This is a genomic window from Streptomyces verrucosisporus (genome assembly GCF_017114865.1).
Classification (GTDB): Bacteria; Actinomycetota; Actinomycetes; order Streptomycetales; family Streptomycetaceae; genus Streptomyces; species Streptomyces fenghuangensis.
The window spans coordinates 35262-49999 of sequence record NZ_JADEYH010000034.1; the positions used below are offsets into that span (position 1 = coordinate 35262).

The 14738-nt window shown below is 72.9% G+C and carries 14 protein-coding genes; 3 read left to right on the top strand and 11 right to left on the bottom strand.

Going from position 1 to position 14738, the window contains the following annotated elements; translation table 11 throughout:
- Positions 1-72: 72 nt before the first annotated feature.
- The 5 genes from IQ279_RS24710 to IQ279_RS24730 form a co-directional block, all read right to left on the bottom strand.
- Positions 73-1719, bottom strand: a complete 1647-nt coding sequence (locus IQ279_RS24710) for a bifunctional uroporphyrinogen-III C-methyltransferase/uroporphyrinogen-III synthase (RefSeq protein ID WP_206351522.1) — start codon at positions 1717-1719, stop codon at positions 73-75.
- Positions 1716-2696: a hydroxymethylbilane synthase gene (hemC, locus tag IQ279_RS24715; RefSeq protein ID WP_206351523.1), complete on the bottom strand. Its 981-nt coding sequence runs from the start codon at positions 2694-2696 to the stop codon at positions 1716-1718. The genes IQ279_RS24710 and hemC overlap by 4 nt, the downstream gene beginning before the upstream one ends.
- Positions 2693-4054, bottom strand: a complete 1362-nt coding sequence (locus IQ279_RS24720) for a glutamyl-tRNA reductase (RefSeq protein WP_206351524.1) — start codon at positions 4052-4054, stop codon at positions 2693-2695. Before IQ279_RS24720 ends, hemC begins: the two co-directional genes overlap by 4 nt.
- A 73-nt stretch (positions 4055-4127) precedes the next feature.
- Entirely contained in the window at positions 4128-4919 is a 792-nt protein-coding gene (locus tag IQ279_RS24725) for a redox-sensing transcriptional repressor Rex (RefSeq protein ID WP_206351525.1), read from the bottom strand.
- Positions 4920-5204: 285 nt separating this feature from the next.
- Complete coding sequence (locus IQ279_RS24730) at positions 5205-5441, bottom strand: glutaredoxin family protein (RefSeq protein ID WP_241028691.1); 237 nt, start codon at positions 5439-5441, stop codon at positions 5205-5207.
- A gap of 178 nt (positions 5442-5619) precedes the next feature.
- On the opposite strand from IQ279_RS24730, the gene IQ279_RS24735 reads away from it, so the two are divergent.
- From IQ279_RS24735 to IQ279_RS24745, 3 genes are all read left to right on the top strand, one after another.
- Positions 5620-6558 (top strand): HAD family hydrolase, encoded by a 939-nt coding sequence (locus IQ279_RS24735; protein ID WP_206351527.1) that lies wholly within the window; start codon positions 5620-5622, stop codon positions 6556-6558.
- A gap of 321 nt (positions 6559-6879) precedes the next feature.
- Positions 6880-7659 carry an ECF subfamily RNA polymerase sigma factor, BldN family gene (locus tag IQ279_RS24740; protein WP_206351528.1) on the top strand — a complete coding sequence of 260 codons (780 nt, stop codon included), beginning with the start codon at positions 6880-6882 and terminating at the stop codon, positions 7657-7659.
- Positions 7660-7881: 222 nt separating this feature from the next.
- Entirely contained in the window at positions 7882-9168 is a 1287-nt protein-coding gene (locus tag IQ279_RS24745; RefSeq protein WP_206351529.1) for a DUF5667 domain-containing protein, read from the top strand.
- 92 nt (positions 9169-9260) lie between these two features.
- On the opposite strand, the gene IQ279_RS24750 is transcribed toward IQ279_RS24745, so the two are convergent.
- The 6 genes from IQ279_RS24750 to IQ279_RS24775 all read right to left on the bottom strand — a co-directional run bounded on the left by IQ279_RS24750 (position 9261) and on the right by IQ279_RS24775 (position 14661).
- Positions 9261-10337: a lysophospholipid acyltransferase family protein gene (locus IQ279_RS24750; RefSeq protein WP_206351530.1), complete on the bottom strand. Its 1077-nt coding sequence runs from the start codon at positions 10335-10337 to the stop codon at positions 9261-9263.
- Positions 10330-11361 (bottom strand): NAD-dependent epimerase/dehydratase family protein, encoded by a 1032-nt coding sequence (locus IQ279_RS24755; RefSeq protein WP_206351531.1) that lies wholly within the window; start codon positions 11359-11361, stop codon positions 10330-10332. The genes IQ279_RS24750 and IQ279_RS24755 overlap by 8 nt, the downstream gene beginning before the upstream one ends.
- A gap of 230 nt (positions 11362-11591) precedes the next feature.
- On the bottom strand, positions 11592-11690 hold the full coding sequence (locus IQ279_RS24760; RefSeq protein WP_003948845.1) for a 30S ribosomal protein bS22: 99 nt from the start codon (positions 11688-11690) through the stop codon (positions 11592-11594).
- Positions 11691-11818: 128 nt separating this feature from the next.
- The gene (locus IQ279_RS24765; RefSeq protein WP_158238993.1) at positions 11819-12031 is read right to left on the bottom strand and encodes a helix-turn-helix domain-containing protein; all 213 of its coding nucleotides are present in this window, start codon (positions 12029-12031) and stop codon (positions 11819-11821) included.
- A gap of 690 nt (positions 12032-12721) precedes the next feature.
- Positions 12722-13897 carry an acetoin utilization protein AcuC gene (locus tag IQ279_RS24770; RefSeq protein WP_206351532.1) on the bottom strand — a complete coding sequence of 392 codons (1176 nt, stop codon included), beginning with the start codon at positions 13895-13897 and terminating at the stop codon, positions 12722-12724.
- A gap of 116 nt (positions 13898-14013) precedes the next feature.
- The gene (locus IQ279_RS24775) at positions 14014-14661 is read right to left on the bottom strand and encodes an HAD family hydrolase (RefSeq protein ID WP_206351533.1); all 648 of its coding nucleotides are present in this window, start codon (positions 14659-14661) and stop codon (positions 14014-14016) included.
- Positions 14662-14738: the final 77 nt, after the last annotated feature.

The following is a 14738-nucleotide window of genomic DNA, read 5'->3' on the forward strand; positions in this document are numbered from 1 at the left end:
AGTCCCCGTAGCCGCCGCGCCCCCTGTCGTAAGCACCGCCGTAGCCGCTGCCGTAGGTGCTCTCGCCGATCGTCACGATGTCCGTGCCCTCCTCCTGGTCGGACGCTTCTCGCTGGGCCGCTGCACCGCCTCGCCCGCCTCGACCATCGCGTCCCGGCGCCTGGCGCCGAACTCCGCCAGCGCCTCGGCCAGCTTGTGCACGGACGGCTCCGGCGCCATGACGTCCACCCGCAGCCCGTGCTCCTCGGCGGTCTTCGCCGTCGCCGGGCCGATACAGGCGATGACCGTCACGTTGTGCGGCTTGCCCGCGATCCCGACGAGGTTGCGGACGGTGGAGGACGAGGTGAACAGCACGGCGTCGAACCCGCCGCCCTTGATCGCCTCCCGGGTCTCGGCCGGCGGCGGCGAGGCGCGCACCGTCCGGTAGGCGGTGACGTCGTCGACCTCCCAGCCCAGCTCGATCAGACCCGCCACCAGCGTCTCGGTGGCGATGTCGGCGCGCGGCAGGAAGACGCGGTCGATCGGGTCGAAGACCGGGTCGTAGGGCGGCCAGTCCTCCAGCAGCCCGGCCGCGGACTGCTCGCCGCTGGGCACCAGGTCGGGCTTGACGCCGAAGTCGACCAGCGCCTTCGCGGTCTGGTCGCCGACGGCCGCGACCTTGATCCCGGCGAAGGCGCGGGCGTCCAGGCCGTACTCCTCGAACTTCTCGCGCACCGCCCTGACCGCGTTGACCGAGGTGAAGGCGATCCACTCGTAGCGCCCGGTGACCAGGCCCTTGACCGCGCGCTCCATCTGCTGCGGGGTGCGCGGGGGCTCCACGGCGATGGTGGGCACCTCGCTGGGCACCGCGCCGTAGGAGCGCAGCTGGTCGGAGAGCGAGGCGGCCTGCTCCTTGGTGCGGGGCACCAGCACCTGCCAGCCGAACAGCGGCTTGGACTCGAACCACGCGAGCCGGTCACGCTGCGCGGCGGCGCTGAGCTCGCCGACCACGGCTATCGCCGGCCGGGAGCCGTTCGCCGCGGGCAGCACCTTGGCGGCCTTGAGGGTCTGGGCGATGGAGCCCAGCGTCGCCGTCCAGGTGCGCTGCCGGGTGGTGGTGCCGTCGACGGTGACGGTCAGCGGAGTGTCGGGCTTGCGGCCCGCGGTGACCAGTTCGGCGGCGGTGGCGGCGACCGTCTCCAGGGTCGTGGAGACCACGAGGGTGGCGTCGCTGGCGCCGACCTCGTTCCACGCCTGGGCGTCGGCGGTCCGCGCGTCCAGGAAGCGCACGTCCGCGCCGTGGCCGTTGCGCAGCGGCACACCCGCGTAGGCGGGGACCCCGACCGCGTTGGCGATGCCCGGCACAACCTCGAAGGTGACGCCCTCGGAGGCGCAGGCCAGCATCTCGCTCGCCGCGTCCGCGTCGAGGCCGGGGTCGCCGGCGACCGCACGGACGACCCGCTTGCCGCCCCGCACGGCCCGCATGACAAGATTTACGGCATCGTCGGCACCCGCGGAGGCTGTTGACGTGTCGTCACCCGCTGCCTGCAGCGGGGTGTCGGCACCTGCCCGCACGTGCGCCCGCACGACGTCGTACACCTGCGGGTCGGCGACCAGTACATCGGCCTGCGCCAGCGCCTCGACGGCGCGAAGCGTCAGCAGTCCCGGGTCCCCGGGCCCGGCGCCGAGGAAGGTGACGTGCCCGTGGGCGCCGTACGAGTGATCGGTGGTGGGGTTCAATGTGCTCGCTCCCCCATCAGACCGGCCGCGCCCTTGGCGAGCATCTCGTCGGCGAGCTCGCGCCCCATGGCCTGGGCCAGGGAGAACAGCTCACCGTCGGACGCCGGTACGCGACCGGTGGTGGACAACTGCACCAGTGTGGTGCCGTCGGTCGTGCCGACGACACCGCGCAGACGCAGTTCGGTGACATCCTGCCCTTCCGCCGGGAAATCGGCCAGTGCGCCGACGGGCGCGCTGCAACCGGCCTCCAGAGCGGAGAGCAGGGTTCGCTCGGCGGTCACGGCGACCCGCGTGCGCGGGTCGTCGAGCTCGGCGAGCAGGGCCGCGAGGTCCGTGCGCGAGGCCGCGCACTCGACGGCCAGCGCCCCCTGGCCGGGTGCGGGGAGCACCGCGCCGGGGTCGAGCAGTTCGGTGGCCTCGCCGATCAGGCCGACGCGCCTGAGGCCCGCGGCGGCGAGGACGACCGCGTCCAGTTCGCCGGAGCGCACGTACCCGATGCGGGTGTCGACGTTGCCCCGGATCGGCACGATCTCGACGTCCCGGCCCAGCGACCGGGCCCAGGCGGCCAGCTGCGCCATGCGGCGCGGCGAGCCGGTGCCGACCCGCGCCCCGTCGGGCAGCTCCTCGAAGGTGAGGCCGTCACGGGCGACCAGCGCGTCACGGGGGTCCTCCCGTACGGGCACGGCCGCCAGCGCCAGCTGTTCCGGCTGGCTGGTGGGAAGGTCCTTCAGCGAGTGAACGGCGAAGTCGATCTCGCCGCCGAGCAGCGCGTCGCGCAGCGCGGAGACGAAGACCCCTGTGCCGCCGATCCGGGCGAGGTGCTCACGGGAGACGTCGCCGAAGGTGGTGATCTCCACCAGTTCGACGGGCCTGCCGGTGAGCCGCCGGACGCGCTCGGCCACCTGCCCGGACTGGGCCATGGCGAGTCGGCTGCGGCGGGTGCCCAGCTTCAGCGGCTGGGGTGCGTTGGTGCTCATTGCCGCTCCTGTTCGGGGTTACTGACGGCCGCCACGGTCTGCGGGTCGAGGTCGAAGAGCTCTCGCAGCGCGTCGGCGTATCCGGCGCCGCCCGGTTCGCCGGCGAGCTGCTTGATGCGCACGGTCGGCGCGTGCAGCAGCTTGTCGACGACCCGGCGCACGGTCTGGGTGATCTCGGCGCGCTGTTTGGCGTCGAGTCCGGGGAGGCGCCCGTCCAGGCGCGCCATCTCGGCCGCGACGACGTCGGCGGCCATGGCGCGCAGCGCGACCACGGTGGGCGTGATCGTCGCGGCCCGCTGGGCCGCACCGAAGGCCGCGACCTCGTCGGCGACGATGCCGCGCACCTTGTCGACGTCCGCGGCCATGGGCGCGTCGGCGGAGGCCTCGGCCAGCGACTCGATGTCCACCAACCGTACGCCTTCCAGGCGGTGCGCGGCGGCGTCGATGTCGCGGGGCATGGCCAGGTCGAGCAGCGCCATCGGCTCCTCGCCGGAGCCGCCGGAGCCGCCGGAGCCGCGGGTCCGCGCACGCGCGGTGAGCGCGGCCGACAGGTCGCCGGCCGTCAGCACCAGCCCGGCGGCCCCGGTGCAGGAGACGGCGACGTCCGCGTGCGGGAGCTCGGCGGGCATCTCGTGGGCGGGCACGGCGCGCGCGGTGAGCCCGTCGCCGTGGAGTCCGGCGGCCAGGCGGCGGGCGCGCTCCAGCGTCCTGTTGGCGATCACCAGTTCGGTGACACCGGCGCGCGCGAGCACCGTGGCGGCCAGGGAGGACATCGAGCCGGCGCCGACCACCAGGGCGCGCCGGCCGCGCGCCCACTCGGCGACCGGGCGCCCGGCCGCGAGCTGCTCCAGGCCGAAGGTGACCAGGGACTGCCCGGCCCGGTCGATGCCGGTCTCGCTGTGCGCCCGCTTGCCGACCCGCAGCGCCTGCTGGAACAGGTCGTTCATCAGCCGCCCGGCGGTGTGCTGGTCCTGCGCCACGGCCAGCGCGTCCTTGATCTGGCCGAGGATCTGCCCCTCGCCGACGACCATCGAGTCCAGCCCGCAGGCCACCGAGAACAGGTGGTGGACGGCCCGGTCCTCGTAGTGGACGTACAGGTACGGGGTCAGCTCCTCCAGGTCGGCGCCGCTGTAGCGGGCCAGCAGGGAGGACAGCTCGGCGACACCGGCGTGGAACTTGTCGACGTCGGCGTAGAGCTCGGTGCGGTTGCAGGTGGAGAGCACCGCCGCCTCGGAGGCGGGTTCGGCCCCGACCGCGTCCTGCAGGAGCTTGCCGCGCACCTCGGGCGCCAGCGAGGCCCTCTCCAGGACGCTCACCGGCGCGCTGCGGTGGCTCAGCCCCACTACCAGCAGACTCATGCCCCTCCCCCGCTCCGCTCGGACCACGCGGCGCGCGGTGCGCGCGTGACGCGTCTCACGGTCGCTCGTTCGTTCATGCGGGCATCACGGCGGGCACGTCCCCGTCAGGCCCCGGTTCGGTTCCCTCGCCGCGGCGGCGCACGGCCGCGGCGGGAGGCGCCGCGGGCGGGGTGGTGTCGGCGCCGCCCTCGCCGGGCGTCTCCTCCCCGGCCTTGCGCTGCTCGTGGAAGGCGAGGATCTGCAGTTCTATGGAGAGGTCGACCTTGCGCACATCCACACCGTCGGGCACGGACAGCACGGTCGGCGCGAAGTTGAGGATGGAGGTCACCCCGGCGGCCACGAGCCGGTCGCAGACCTGCTGCGCCGCTCCGGCGGGGGTGGCGATGACACCGATGGAGACGCCGTTCTCCTCGATGATCATCTCGAGGTCGTCGGTGTGCTGCACCGGTATGCCCGCGACCGGCTTCCCGGCCATCGACGGGTCCGCGTCGATCAGCGCGGCGACCCTGAAGCCCCTGGAGGCGAAGCCGCCGTAGTTGGCGAGTGCGGCGCCCAGGTTTCCGATGCCGACGATCACGACGGGCCAGTCCTGTGTCAGGCCCAGCTCACGGGAGATCTGGTAGACGAGGTACTCGACGTCGTAGCCCACGCCGCGCGTGCCGTACGAGCCGAGGTAGGAGAAGTCCTTGCGCAGCTTGGCGGAGTTGACGCCGGCGGCGGCCGCCAGCTCCTCCGAGGAGACCGTGGGCACCGAGCGCTCGGAAAGCGCGGTGAGCGCCCGCAGGTACAGCGGAAGCCGGGCGACGGTGGCCTCGGGGATCCCTCGGCTACGGGTCGCCGGTCGGTGTGTTCGGCCAGTTGCCACGGTGCTCCTGCCGTCTGAGCGAAACGGTGAGCGGCCCCGCTGGACACCCGCTGGACATGCGTCCGGACCGCTCCGTCCCGCCCAGGCTATGTCTTTGTGAACGCGTGCACAAAGACGGTGTCCGCTTTGTCCGGCCAAAGTGACCGGTGCCACACGCGCCGGACGGAACCGGATCCCGCCCGGAACACCTCCTACGTATACGCCCGTCGGCCGTGGAACGCCTCGAGGGGTGGTCGAGACGCGACCGGTCCTCCGCCGCGGACCCGTCGGCGGCGGCCCCGCGGATCACCCCTCCAGCGCCGCGCGCAGCCGCCGCGGGTCCACCCGCCAGAAGTCGTGCTGCGCGCCGTCCACGAGCACCACCGGGATCTGCTCCCAGTAACGGCGGTACAGCTCCTCGTCCCGCGTGATGTCCTTCTCCTCCCAGTGCGCGCCCAGTTGCGCGCACACCTCGCTGACCACCGCACGGGCGTCGTCGCACAGATGGCACCCGGGTTTGCCGATGAGAGTGACGGTCTTCATGACCGCCATTGTGCCGCCGCGCCCGGCCCTCCCCGCGCCCGGTCCCCGCGGCCTCCCGCCACGTCCCGGCCCGGCCCCGACCCGGCCCGGAACGCGCTTTCCCCGGTTGGCGCAGTCACCGCCCTGCCGACACCCCTCCGTCACCGGAACCCCACGGAACACTGGCTATGCTCGCGGCATGGCCGCACTTGGATGGCTCGTCCCCCGCAGGCGTTCGGCGACGGCTCGCAGCGTTCTCGCAGGCGAGGCCGCCGCCGAGGCGGCGCGCAAGACCTCGCGGGAGGTCGACGCGCTCGCCCCCGGCGAGGCGGGGAAACCGGCGGAGCCGGAGTTCCCGGTCCACGGGGACACCAGGGCCGCGGCCTTCTTCGACCTGGACAACACGATCATGCAGGGCGCGGCCCTGTTCCACTTCGGCCGCGGCCTGTACAAGAGGAAGTTCTTCCACAAGCGCGAGCTGTTCCGCTTCGCCTGGCAGCAGGCCTGGTTCCGGCTCGCGGGCTCGGAGAACGCCGAGCACATGCAGGACGCCCGCGACAGCGCGCTGTCCATCGTCAAGGGTCACCGCGTCTCGGAACTGATGGAGATCGGCGAGGAGATCTACGACGAGTACATGGCCGGCCGGATCTGGCCCGGCACCCGCGCGCTGGCCCAGGCGCACCTGGACGCGGGCCAGAAGGTGTGGCTGGTCACCGCGGCCCCCGTGGAGACCGCCACGATCATCGCCCGCCGGCTGGGACTGACCGGCGCCCTGGGCACGGTCGCCGAGTCCGTCGACGGCGTCTACACCGGGCGCCTGGTCGGTGAGCCGCTGCACGGCCCGGCGAAGGCGGAGGCGGTGCGCGCGCTGGCCGCCGCCGAGGACCTGGACCTCTCCCGCTGCGCCGCCTACAGCGACTCGGCCAACGACATCCCGATGCTCTCGCTGGTCGGGCACCCGTACGCCATCAACCCCGACAGCAGACTGCGCGCCCACGCACGCGAGCGGGGCTGGCGGCTGCGCGACTACCGGACCGGCAGGAAGGCCGCGAAGGTGGGCATCCCGGCCGCGGCCGGGATGGGCGCGGTGGCCGGAGGCGCCGCCGCGGCCATGGCGATCCAGCGCCGCCGCCGCTGAAGCCGGGCCGAAGCCGCGCCCGACCCGCACCCGAGCCGCCGCACCGGTCGCCAGTTCGGACGGAAACCGCCCCCGGCCGCAGGCGAACCGCCGATTCGATCGGAAAGCGACACGAACCGATCGCATCGGTACCCCGGTTCGCCGCCCGGGCAGCCGCAAACGCATAACAGAGCAAACCTAACCGGCGATTTCGGCAACTAGGTGTAGCACGGTCTGCACGAAGCGTTATTCTCCTCAGACGCAATCCGGTGTCCACACGCCCTTGTGACGGGCGGACGGTCCCGCACTGCACGTGATGGAAGCTCTGCCTCTGGGAGTCCCGTGTACCCACACGTCGGGGTTGACGCCTCGGGCCTGGCTGCGCTGCGCACGCTGGTCATCGACCAGCTGCGCGTCCTCGTCCCCCCCGCGCAAGCCGTCCCCGCCCTCGCCGCACCTGTCCCCGCAGGCCCCGTCTACGCCCTGGCCGAGGGAGCCGCCGGCACCGCCGCGGTGGGCCGGCGCACGCGCGCCGCGGCCGCCCCGGGCGCCGCCCGGCGCCCGGTCGACGGCGACAGCCGCCGCATGATGGACCTCGTCGAACGCGCCCAGGGCGGCGAGGCCGAGGCCTTCGGACGCCTCTACGACCAGTACTCCGACACCGTCTACCGCTACATCTACTACCGCGTCGGCGGCCGGGCCACGGCCGAGGACCTCACCAGCGAGACGTTCCTGCGCGCCCTGCGCCGGATCGGCACCTTCACCTGGCAGGGCCGGGACTTCGGCGCCTGGCTGGTCACCATCGCGCGCAATCTGGTGGCGGACCACTTCAAGTCGAGCCGCTTCCGCCTCGAGGTGACCACCGGCGAGATGCTCGACGCCAACGAGGTGGAGCGCAGCCCGGAGGACTCGGTCCTGGAGTCCCTCTCCAACGCCGCCCTGCTGGACGCCGTCCGCCGGCTCAACCCGCAGCAGCAGGAGTGCGTGACGCTCCGCTTCCTGCAGGGTCTCTCGGTCGCCGAGACCGCGCGGGTCATGGGGAAGAACGAGGGCGCGATCAAAACCCTCCAGTACCGGGCGGTACGGACCCTGGCCCGGCTGCTGCCGGAGGACAGCCGATGACGTGTGGTGACGTGCGGTGACCTTCCGTTCCGCGGTGGCCGGCAGGGCCATCGCGCCCCCGTCGGGGCGTAACCCCGTCGGCCGGTGGTCGTTGTGCGGTTTGCAGACTCCCCGCGGCCCGTCGCGTCCGGACTGCGGCGCCCGAGCCGCCGCCCCCGTACGGCCGTGCAACCCTCCTGTGGGGCAGGGAGTCGACTGTGCTGACGAGAGGAGGTGCCGCCCGTGATGGGAGCCGTATCGCCGAGCCGGCGGGCAAACGCCTTCGCCCAGGCCCTCGACGAGCGCGAGTTCGAGGGTGCGGCGGCCGAACGGTCCGGGGGCGGGGCCCCCGAAGTCCCGGCCGGGAAGGCGGAGAAGACGAAGGCCGGGCCGACGGGCGGGCCGTCCGACGAGCGCACGGCGCTGCTGTCGCTGGCCGGCAGGCTCGACGCCCTGCCGAAACCGGCGATGGACCCCGACGTCAAGGCCGCCCAGCGGGCACAGCTCCTCGCCGCCGTGGAGAACGCCTTCGCCGGGAGCCACGAGGGCGCCTCGGTCCCCGCACCGCGCTCCGCCCGCACGGAGCGAGGCGGAGCCCACCGGGCCTCCCCGCTGAGCCCGTTGAGCAGGCTGCGCCCGAGAACGAGACTCACCAAGGGGCTGGCGGCGGGCGGCCTGAGCTTCGGCATCGCGGCGGGCGCCCTCGGCGGAGCCGCCGTGGCCAGCACCGACGCCCTGCCCGGTGACACCCTCTACGGCCTCAAACTCGGCATGGAGGACCTCAAACTCGGCATGGCGGGCGACGAGGCCGACCGCGGCGAGGTCCACCTCGACCACGCCTCCACACGGTTGAACGAAGCCCGGCGCCTGCTGGAGCGCGGCCGGTCGGGCCCGCTGGACCACGAGTCGCTCGGCGACATCCGCAGGACGCTCTCCCACATGCGCGACGACGTCTCCGAGGGCCACCGGCTGCTCAGCCAGGCCTACGAGCGCGAGGGCGAGATCGCGCCGATCCGCTCACTGTCGTCCTTCTCCCGGTCCCACCGCGCCAAGTGGGACGAGGTGCGCGCGGGTCTTCCCGTCCAGCTCACCGACGTGGGGGACGAGGTCAGTTCGCTCTTCGACGCCATAGAGGACGAAGTCGGCCCGCTCAGGCCCCTGCTGGACTCCGCGCGGGAGGACACGGACTCCGCCGCCGACACCGGCCGCGGCGACCGGCCGGACGCCGACCGTACGGACCGGCCGCCGTCACCCGCGCCCGGCGAGAGCGGTGCGGACGGCACGGAGGAAGGCGACCGGGACGGCGAGCGGCAGCCCAGCCCGTCCGGCTCGCCCGGCTCCACCGACCCGGACGGGGAGGGGCTTCTGCCCGACCCCGGCGATCTGCTGGAGCCCTCCCCCGGCGAGGGCGGCGCGTCGAAGACACCCGACGGCGCCCCCCGGCTCCCCGAGCCGGACATCACCATCCCGCCGCTCCTCCCGAACCTCCTGCCGGGACTGGGGATCGAGGCGGGCGACGACTCCGAGTAGCGGACGGGCGGCCGGCGCCCGCAAGGGCACCGGCCGCCCGGAACGCGTACCGACGGAACTCGTACCACGGCGCGCACCCACGGGAACACCGCTCAGAAGAACACCGAACGCCGCCTCACCAGCAGTCGGTAGAGGGTGTGCTGGATCGTCTCGCGCACCTGGTCGGTGAGGTTGAACATCAGCATCGGATCGTCGACCGCCTCCGGCGGATAGTCGTCCATCGGAACCGGCTCGCCGAACTGGATCGTCCACTTCGTCGGCAGTGGCACCATCCCCAGCGGCCCCAGCCAGGGGAAGGTGGGCGTGATGGGGAAGTACGGGATGCCCAGCAGCCGCGCCAGCGTCCTGAAGTCGCCCACCATCGGGTAGATCTCCTCCGCCCCGACGATCGAGCACGGCACGATCGGCACCCCGGCCCGCAGCGCCGTGGAGACGAAACCGCCGCGTCCGAAGCGCTGGAGCTTGTAGCGCTCGGAGAACGGTTTCCCCAGCCCCTTGAAGCCCTCGGGCATCACGCCGACGATCTCGCCCCGCTCCAGCAGCCGCTGGGCGTCCTCCGTGCACGCCAGGGTGTGCCCGGCCTTCCGGGCCAGCTCGTTGACGACCGGCAGCATGAAGACCAGATCGGCCGCCAGCAGCCGCAGGGCCCGCTCGGCCGGGTGGTGGTCGTGTACGGCGACCTGGAGCATCAGCGCGTCCAGCGGCAGGGTCCCGGAGTGGTTGGCGACCACCAGCGCGCCCCCCTCGGAGGGGATGTTCTCGATGCCGAGCACCTCGACCCGGAAGTACTTCTCGTACACCGGCCGGAGCGCCGACAGCAGCACGTTCTCGGTGAGGTCGGCGTCGTAACCGAACTCGTCGATCTCGTACTCCCCGGTGATCCGCCGCCGCAGGAAGGCCAGCCCCTCGGCGATCCTGCGGTCCCAGTCGCCCCGGTCCGCCCGGTCCCCCCGCCGCGTCCCCGGGCCGTCCTGCGAAGCGGCCTGTGAATCGGCCCCGGGCACGGCCGTGAGCGGCGGCTGCGCGCCGCCCCGCTCCTCCTCCTGGCCGGTACGGCCGCCGTCGCCCCCCGTGTGGCGCCCGCCGCCCGCCGCCCGTCCCCGGGCGGTCCGTCCCGGGCCGCCGCGCGACCGGTCGTCGTCGAACGGAATGACCTTGGCGTCAGCCATGGCGGACGACCTCCTCGATACGGTCCACCGCGTGTGCGAGTCTCTCCGGCGGCAGCAGCCCCGGGCCGCCTGCGCGCGCGAAGTCGGCGAAGGCTCCGGCCGTGGTGTACCGCGGCTCGAAACCGAGGACCTCGCGCATCTGCGTGGTCTCCACGACCCTGCCGTGTGTCAGCAGCCGGATCTGCTCGGCCGAGAAGTCCGTGACACCGACCGTGCGCAGCGCCGTACCCGTCCACCGGATCGCCGGCAGCAGCAGGGGCAGCGTGGGCCGTCCCAGCCGCCGCGCGGCCTGGGACAGCAGCAGTACCCCGTCACCGGCGATGTTGAACGTCCCCGCGTTGAGCGTGCCGCGCCGCGGCTCCCCGGCCGACAGCCGCAGCACCTCGACGACGTCGTCCTCGTGGACGAACTGCAGCCGCGGGTCGTATCCGAGGACGGTCGGCAGCACCGGCAGCCGGAAGTACTCCGCGAGCGGGGTGTCCGCGCCGGGGCCGAGGATGTTGGCGAAGCGCAACACGGTCACCGCCACGTCGGGGCGGCGGCGGGCGAACCCGCGCACGTACTCCTCGACCTCCACGATGTCCTTGGTGAAGCCGCCGCCGGGCAGCGCCTTGGCCGGCGTGGTCTCGGCGAACACCGCCGGGTCGCGGGACGAGGAGCCGTAGACGTTCGTGCTGGACTTCACCACCACCCGCCGCACGGAGGGCGCCTTCTGGCACGCGCCCAGGAGCTGCATGGTGCCGATGACGTTGGTCTCCTTGACCGACGCCCGGGTACCGGGCAGGAGCTGCACCCCGCTGACGTCCAGGTGCACGACAGTGTCCACCCCGTGCTCGGCCAGCACCCCGGCGACCGAGGGCTGCCGGATGTCGGCGCGGACGAACTCCGCCCCGCCGAGGTGGTGTCCGGGCGGCACGGCGTCCACCCCGACGACCCGGTCGACATCGGGCTCGCGCAGGATCCGCCGTACGAAGCGCCCGCCGAGCCGGCGGGCGACGCCAGTGACGAGCACGACCTTGCCCAACGTTGCTCCCTCTCAGCGTGCGGTGGAGCGCCTCCGGGAGACCTGCCACGGGCCCCGGCGGCCCTCCGTGTTCCTCGCCGTTCCCCACCGTTCCTCACGGCCTGGTCCCGGACCGGTTGCGGGCGGTCCGCGGCCACCGTATCGGCTGGCCGCCGCTTCACGGCGGAACGCCACCGCCCTCCCACCGACGCGGCGGTGGGAGGGCGGTGATCAGTGTGCGGCGCGCCCGCTCACTTCTTGTTGCGGCGCTGAACGCGCGTGCGCTTGAGCAGCTTGCGGTGCTTCTTCTTGGCCATCCGCTTGCGCCGCTTCTTGATAACAGAGCCCACGACTTACCCTCGCTCACTTCGTCACTCGGTGCGGGGCGTCCGAGCCCACACGACCTACGTCGGCCCAGCCTACCCGGCGCCGGGTAGTGCTCGTGACACAAGGGGGCCACAAGCCCGTCGTTCCGCGGTTACGCGCTCTTCTCCGCCTCCACGTACGACTCGCGGAGGTACTCGTGGACGGCCTGCTCCGGCACCCGGAAGGACCTGCCCACCCGGATCGCCGGCAGATGACCGCTGTGCACCAGGCGGTACACGGTCATCTTGGACACTCGCATCACCGAGGCGACTTCCGCCACGGTCAGGAACACGACCTCGTTCAGAGGCCTCTCGGCAGCAGCCATGTCACACCTGAACCTTCCGCACATGTCGGGCACCGGCTTCCCCTCCGGTGTCTCCTGCTCGCATGCGCGCTCCTCCCCAGATTAGGGGCGGGTGATGCGAGTGGGGAAGAGGAGTAGCCATCGGTCTCCTAATGCGACAGACGGGAATGATTGAGCACATAGCGCGCAGGTGTTTGGTGACCGCACGACGCCGAGGAGTCACGCACCGGAACAGCCGCCGACGCCGCCGGTCGGGCCGGCCGATGGACACCGCAGGGCCGCCCCCGTCCACCGACCCGCTACCCCGGCACCCGGCTGACCTGCCCCGCTTCCCGTTCACGGCCCCCGACCGCCGGCTCCGCCGCGGTTCCGGCCGCCGCCGCGGCGATGAGGACCGTACGTCCGGGGAAGGGCCAGTGGGAGCGTGCGCCCGGCGCACCGGGCGACAGGTGCGCTCCCTCCCCGCGGGTCAGCGCGACCCCAGCAAGCACCCACGGAACCGGTGGACGTACCCCGAACCGGGTCGCCATGTCGACACATCTCCCCCGCGCCGATACGAGAGCGGGAGGCCGTCCCGCCGACAGGGCACCGGACGGGGAGCGTAGGAGCCCCGTGAGCCGACCGGATGCGCCCGGCAGGCCCGACTGTGCCGGGACACGGCTGCGAGTCCCCGGTTTCGGGGCCCGGCCCGCGGCCATGTCCCGCGACGGCTCAGGGCAGCAGCCCGTGCGCCGGGTACACCGAGCGCCGCGCGGCCAGCACCGCCTGGTCCAGGGCGCTCGCCGGGTCGTAACCCGCCTCCCACTCCGACCACACCGGCTCGCGCCCGTCCGTCATCCGCCGCGGCGCGTCCTGCCGGGTACGTGCGTACACCTGCCGCCGCCAGTCCTCCGGGATCATGGCCTTCGGCGCGATCGGCTCTCCCGCCGCGATCGCCACCAGATGCGTCCAGGCGCGCGGTACGACGTCGACCACCGCGTAACCGCCCCCGCCGAGCGCGACCCAGCGCCCCTCCGCGTACTCGTGCGCCCAGTCGTGACAGGCCTCGGCGGCCGCCCGCTGCGCGTCGACGGTCACGGCCAGGTGCGCCAGGGGGTCCTCGATGTGCGTGTCGGCGCCGTGCTGCGTCACCAGCACCTGCGGACGGAAGGAGCGCAGCAGCTCCGGTACCACCGCGTGCAGTGCCCGCAGCCATCCGCCGTCGGACGTGCCGGGCGGGACGGCGATGTTGACCGCGCTGCCCTCCGCCTTCTCCCCGCCGGTCTCCTCCGGCCAGCCGGTGCCGGGGAAGAGCATGCGGGGATGCTCGTGCAGCGACACCGTCATCACCCGCGGATCGTCCCAGAAGGCCGCCTGGACGCCGTCCCCGTGGTGGACGTCGATGTCCACGTAGACGACGCGTTCGGCGCCCAGCTCCAGCAGCCGGGCGATGGCCAGGGAGGCGTCGTTGTAGACGCAGAAGCCGGCCGCGCCGCCCGGCATGGCGTGATGCAGCCCGCCGGCGAAGTTCACGCCGTGGAGGACGTCCCCTCGCCACACCGCCTCGGCGGCCCCGACCGACTGCCCGGCGATCAGCGCCGAGACCTCGTGCATCCGCTCGAAGGCCGGGTCGTCCTCGGTCCCGATGCCGTACGACCCGTCCGCCGCCCGGGGGTCCGCGGAGATCCGGCGCACGGTGTCGATGTAGTCGGAGCGGTGCACGAGCCCGAGCGTGGAGTCGCCCGCGGACACCGCGGCGACCACCTTCAGCCCGGGCGCGCGGGGCAGCCCGAACGCCTCGACGAGTTCCATGGTCAGCTTCAGGCGCACCGGGTCCATCGGATGCCCGGGCCCGAAGTCGTATCCGGTGACCGCCTCGTCCCACATCAACTGTGCGCCGCCGCTCATACCGGCCACCGTATCGGGCGGCCCGAGGAGCCACACGGCCGCCCACACCGCCGCGAACGGGTAGTCCGGCCGCCCGGGCTCCTCTCCCGTCCCGCCTCCCGTCCCGCCCGGCCGTCTCAGGCCAGGAGCAGTGCGGGCAGTTCGTCCATGGTGGAGAACAGCGCCACCGCACCCGGCAGCCTCTCCGCCGGCGTCATGGCGGTGAACCCGTACACGTCCATCCCCGCCGCGACGGCCGCCCGCACTCCCAGTGGACTGTCCTCGACCACGGCACAGCGCCCGGGCGGCACCCCCATCACCTCCGCGGCGTGGAGGAAGAGATCCGGCGCGGGCTTTCCCCGCCCGACGTCCTGCGCGCTGAAGACACGCTTGTCCCCGAACCGCTCGCACAGCCCGGTCCTCCCCAGCGCCACCCTTATCCGCTCATGACTGCCGGACGAAGCCACGCAGTACGGCACGCTTTCGGTGCCGAGGTTCCGCAACACCTCACCCACACCGGGTACGGGCAGCAGATCACGCCGGAAGGCCTCGAAGACCCGGGCGTGGAAGACGGCGTCGAAGTCGTGGGGCAGGCGCTGCCCCGAGCGCTCCAGGATCAGATCGTGAATCCGGTGCATAGCGGAGCCCATGTAGTCCCGGATGGAGTCCTCATAGGTGGTCGGATGCCCCAGTTCCGTCAGGTAGGCCGCGAGAATCCGGTTGGACATCGGCTCGCTGTCCACCAGGACACCATCGTTGTCGAAGATCACCAGGTCATAACGCATAGGCCACCCAACCCGAACACACGAAAGGTCCCGTAAACGCGAGAATGCCCTGCCGGGAACCCGGCAGGGCATTCTCA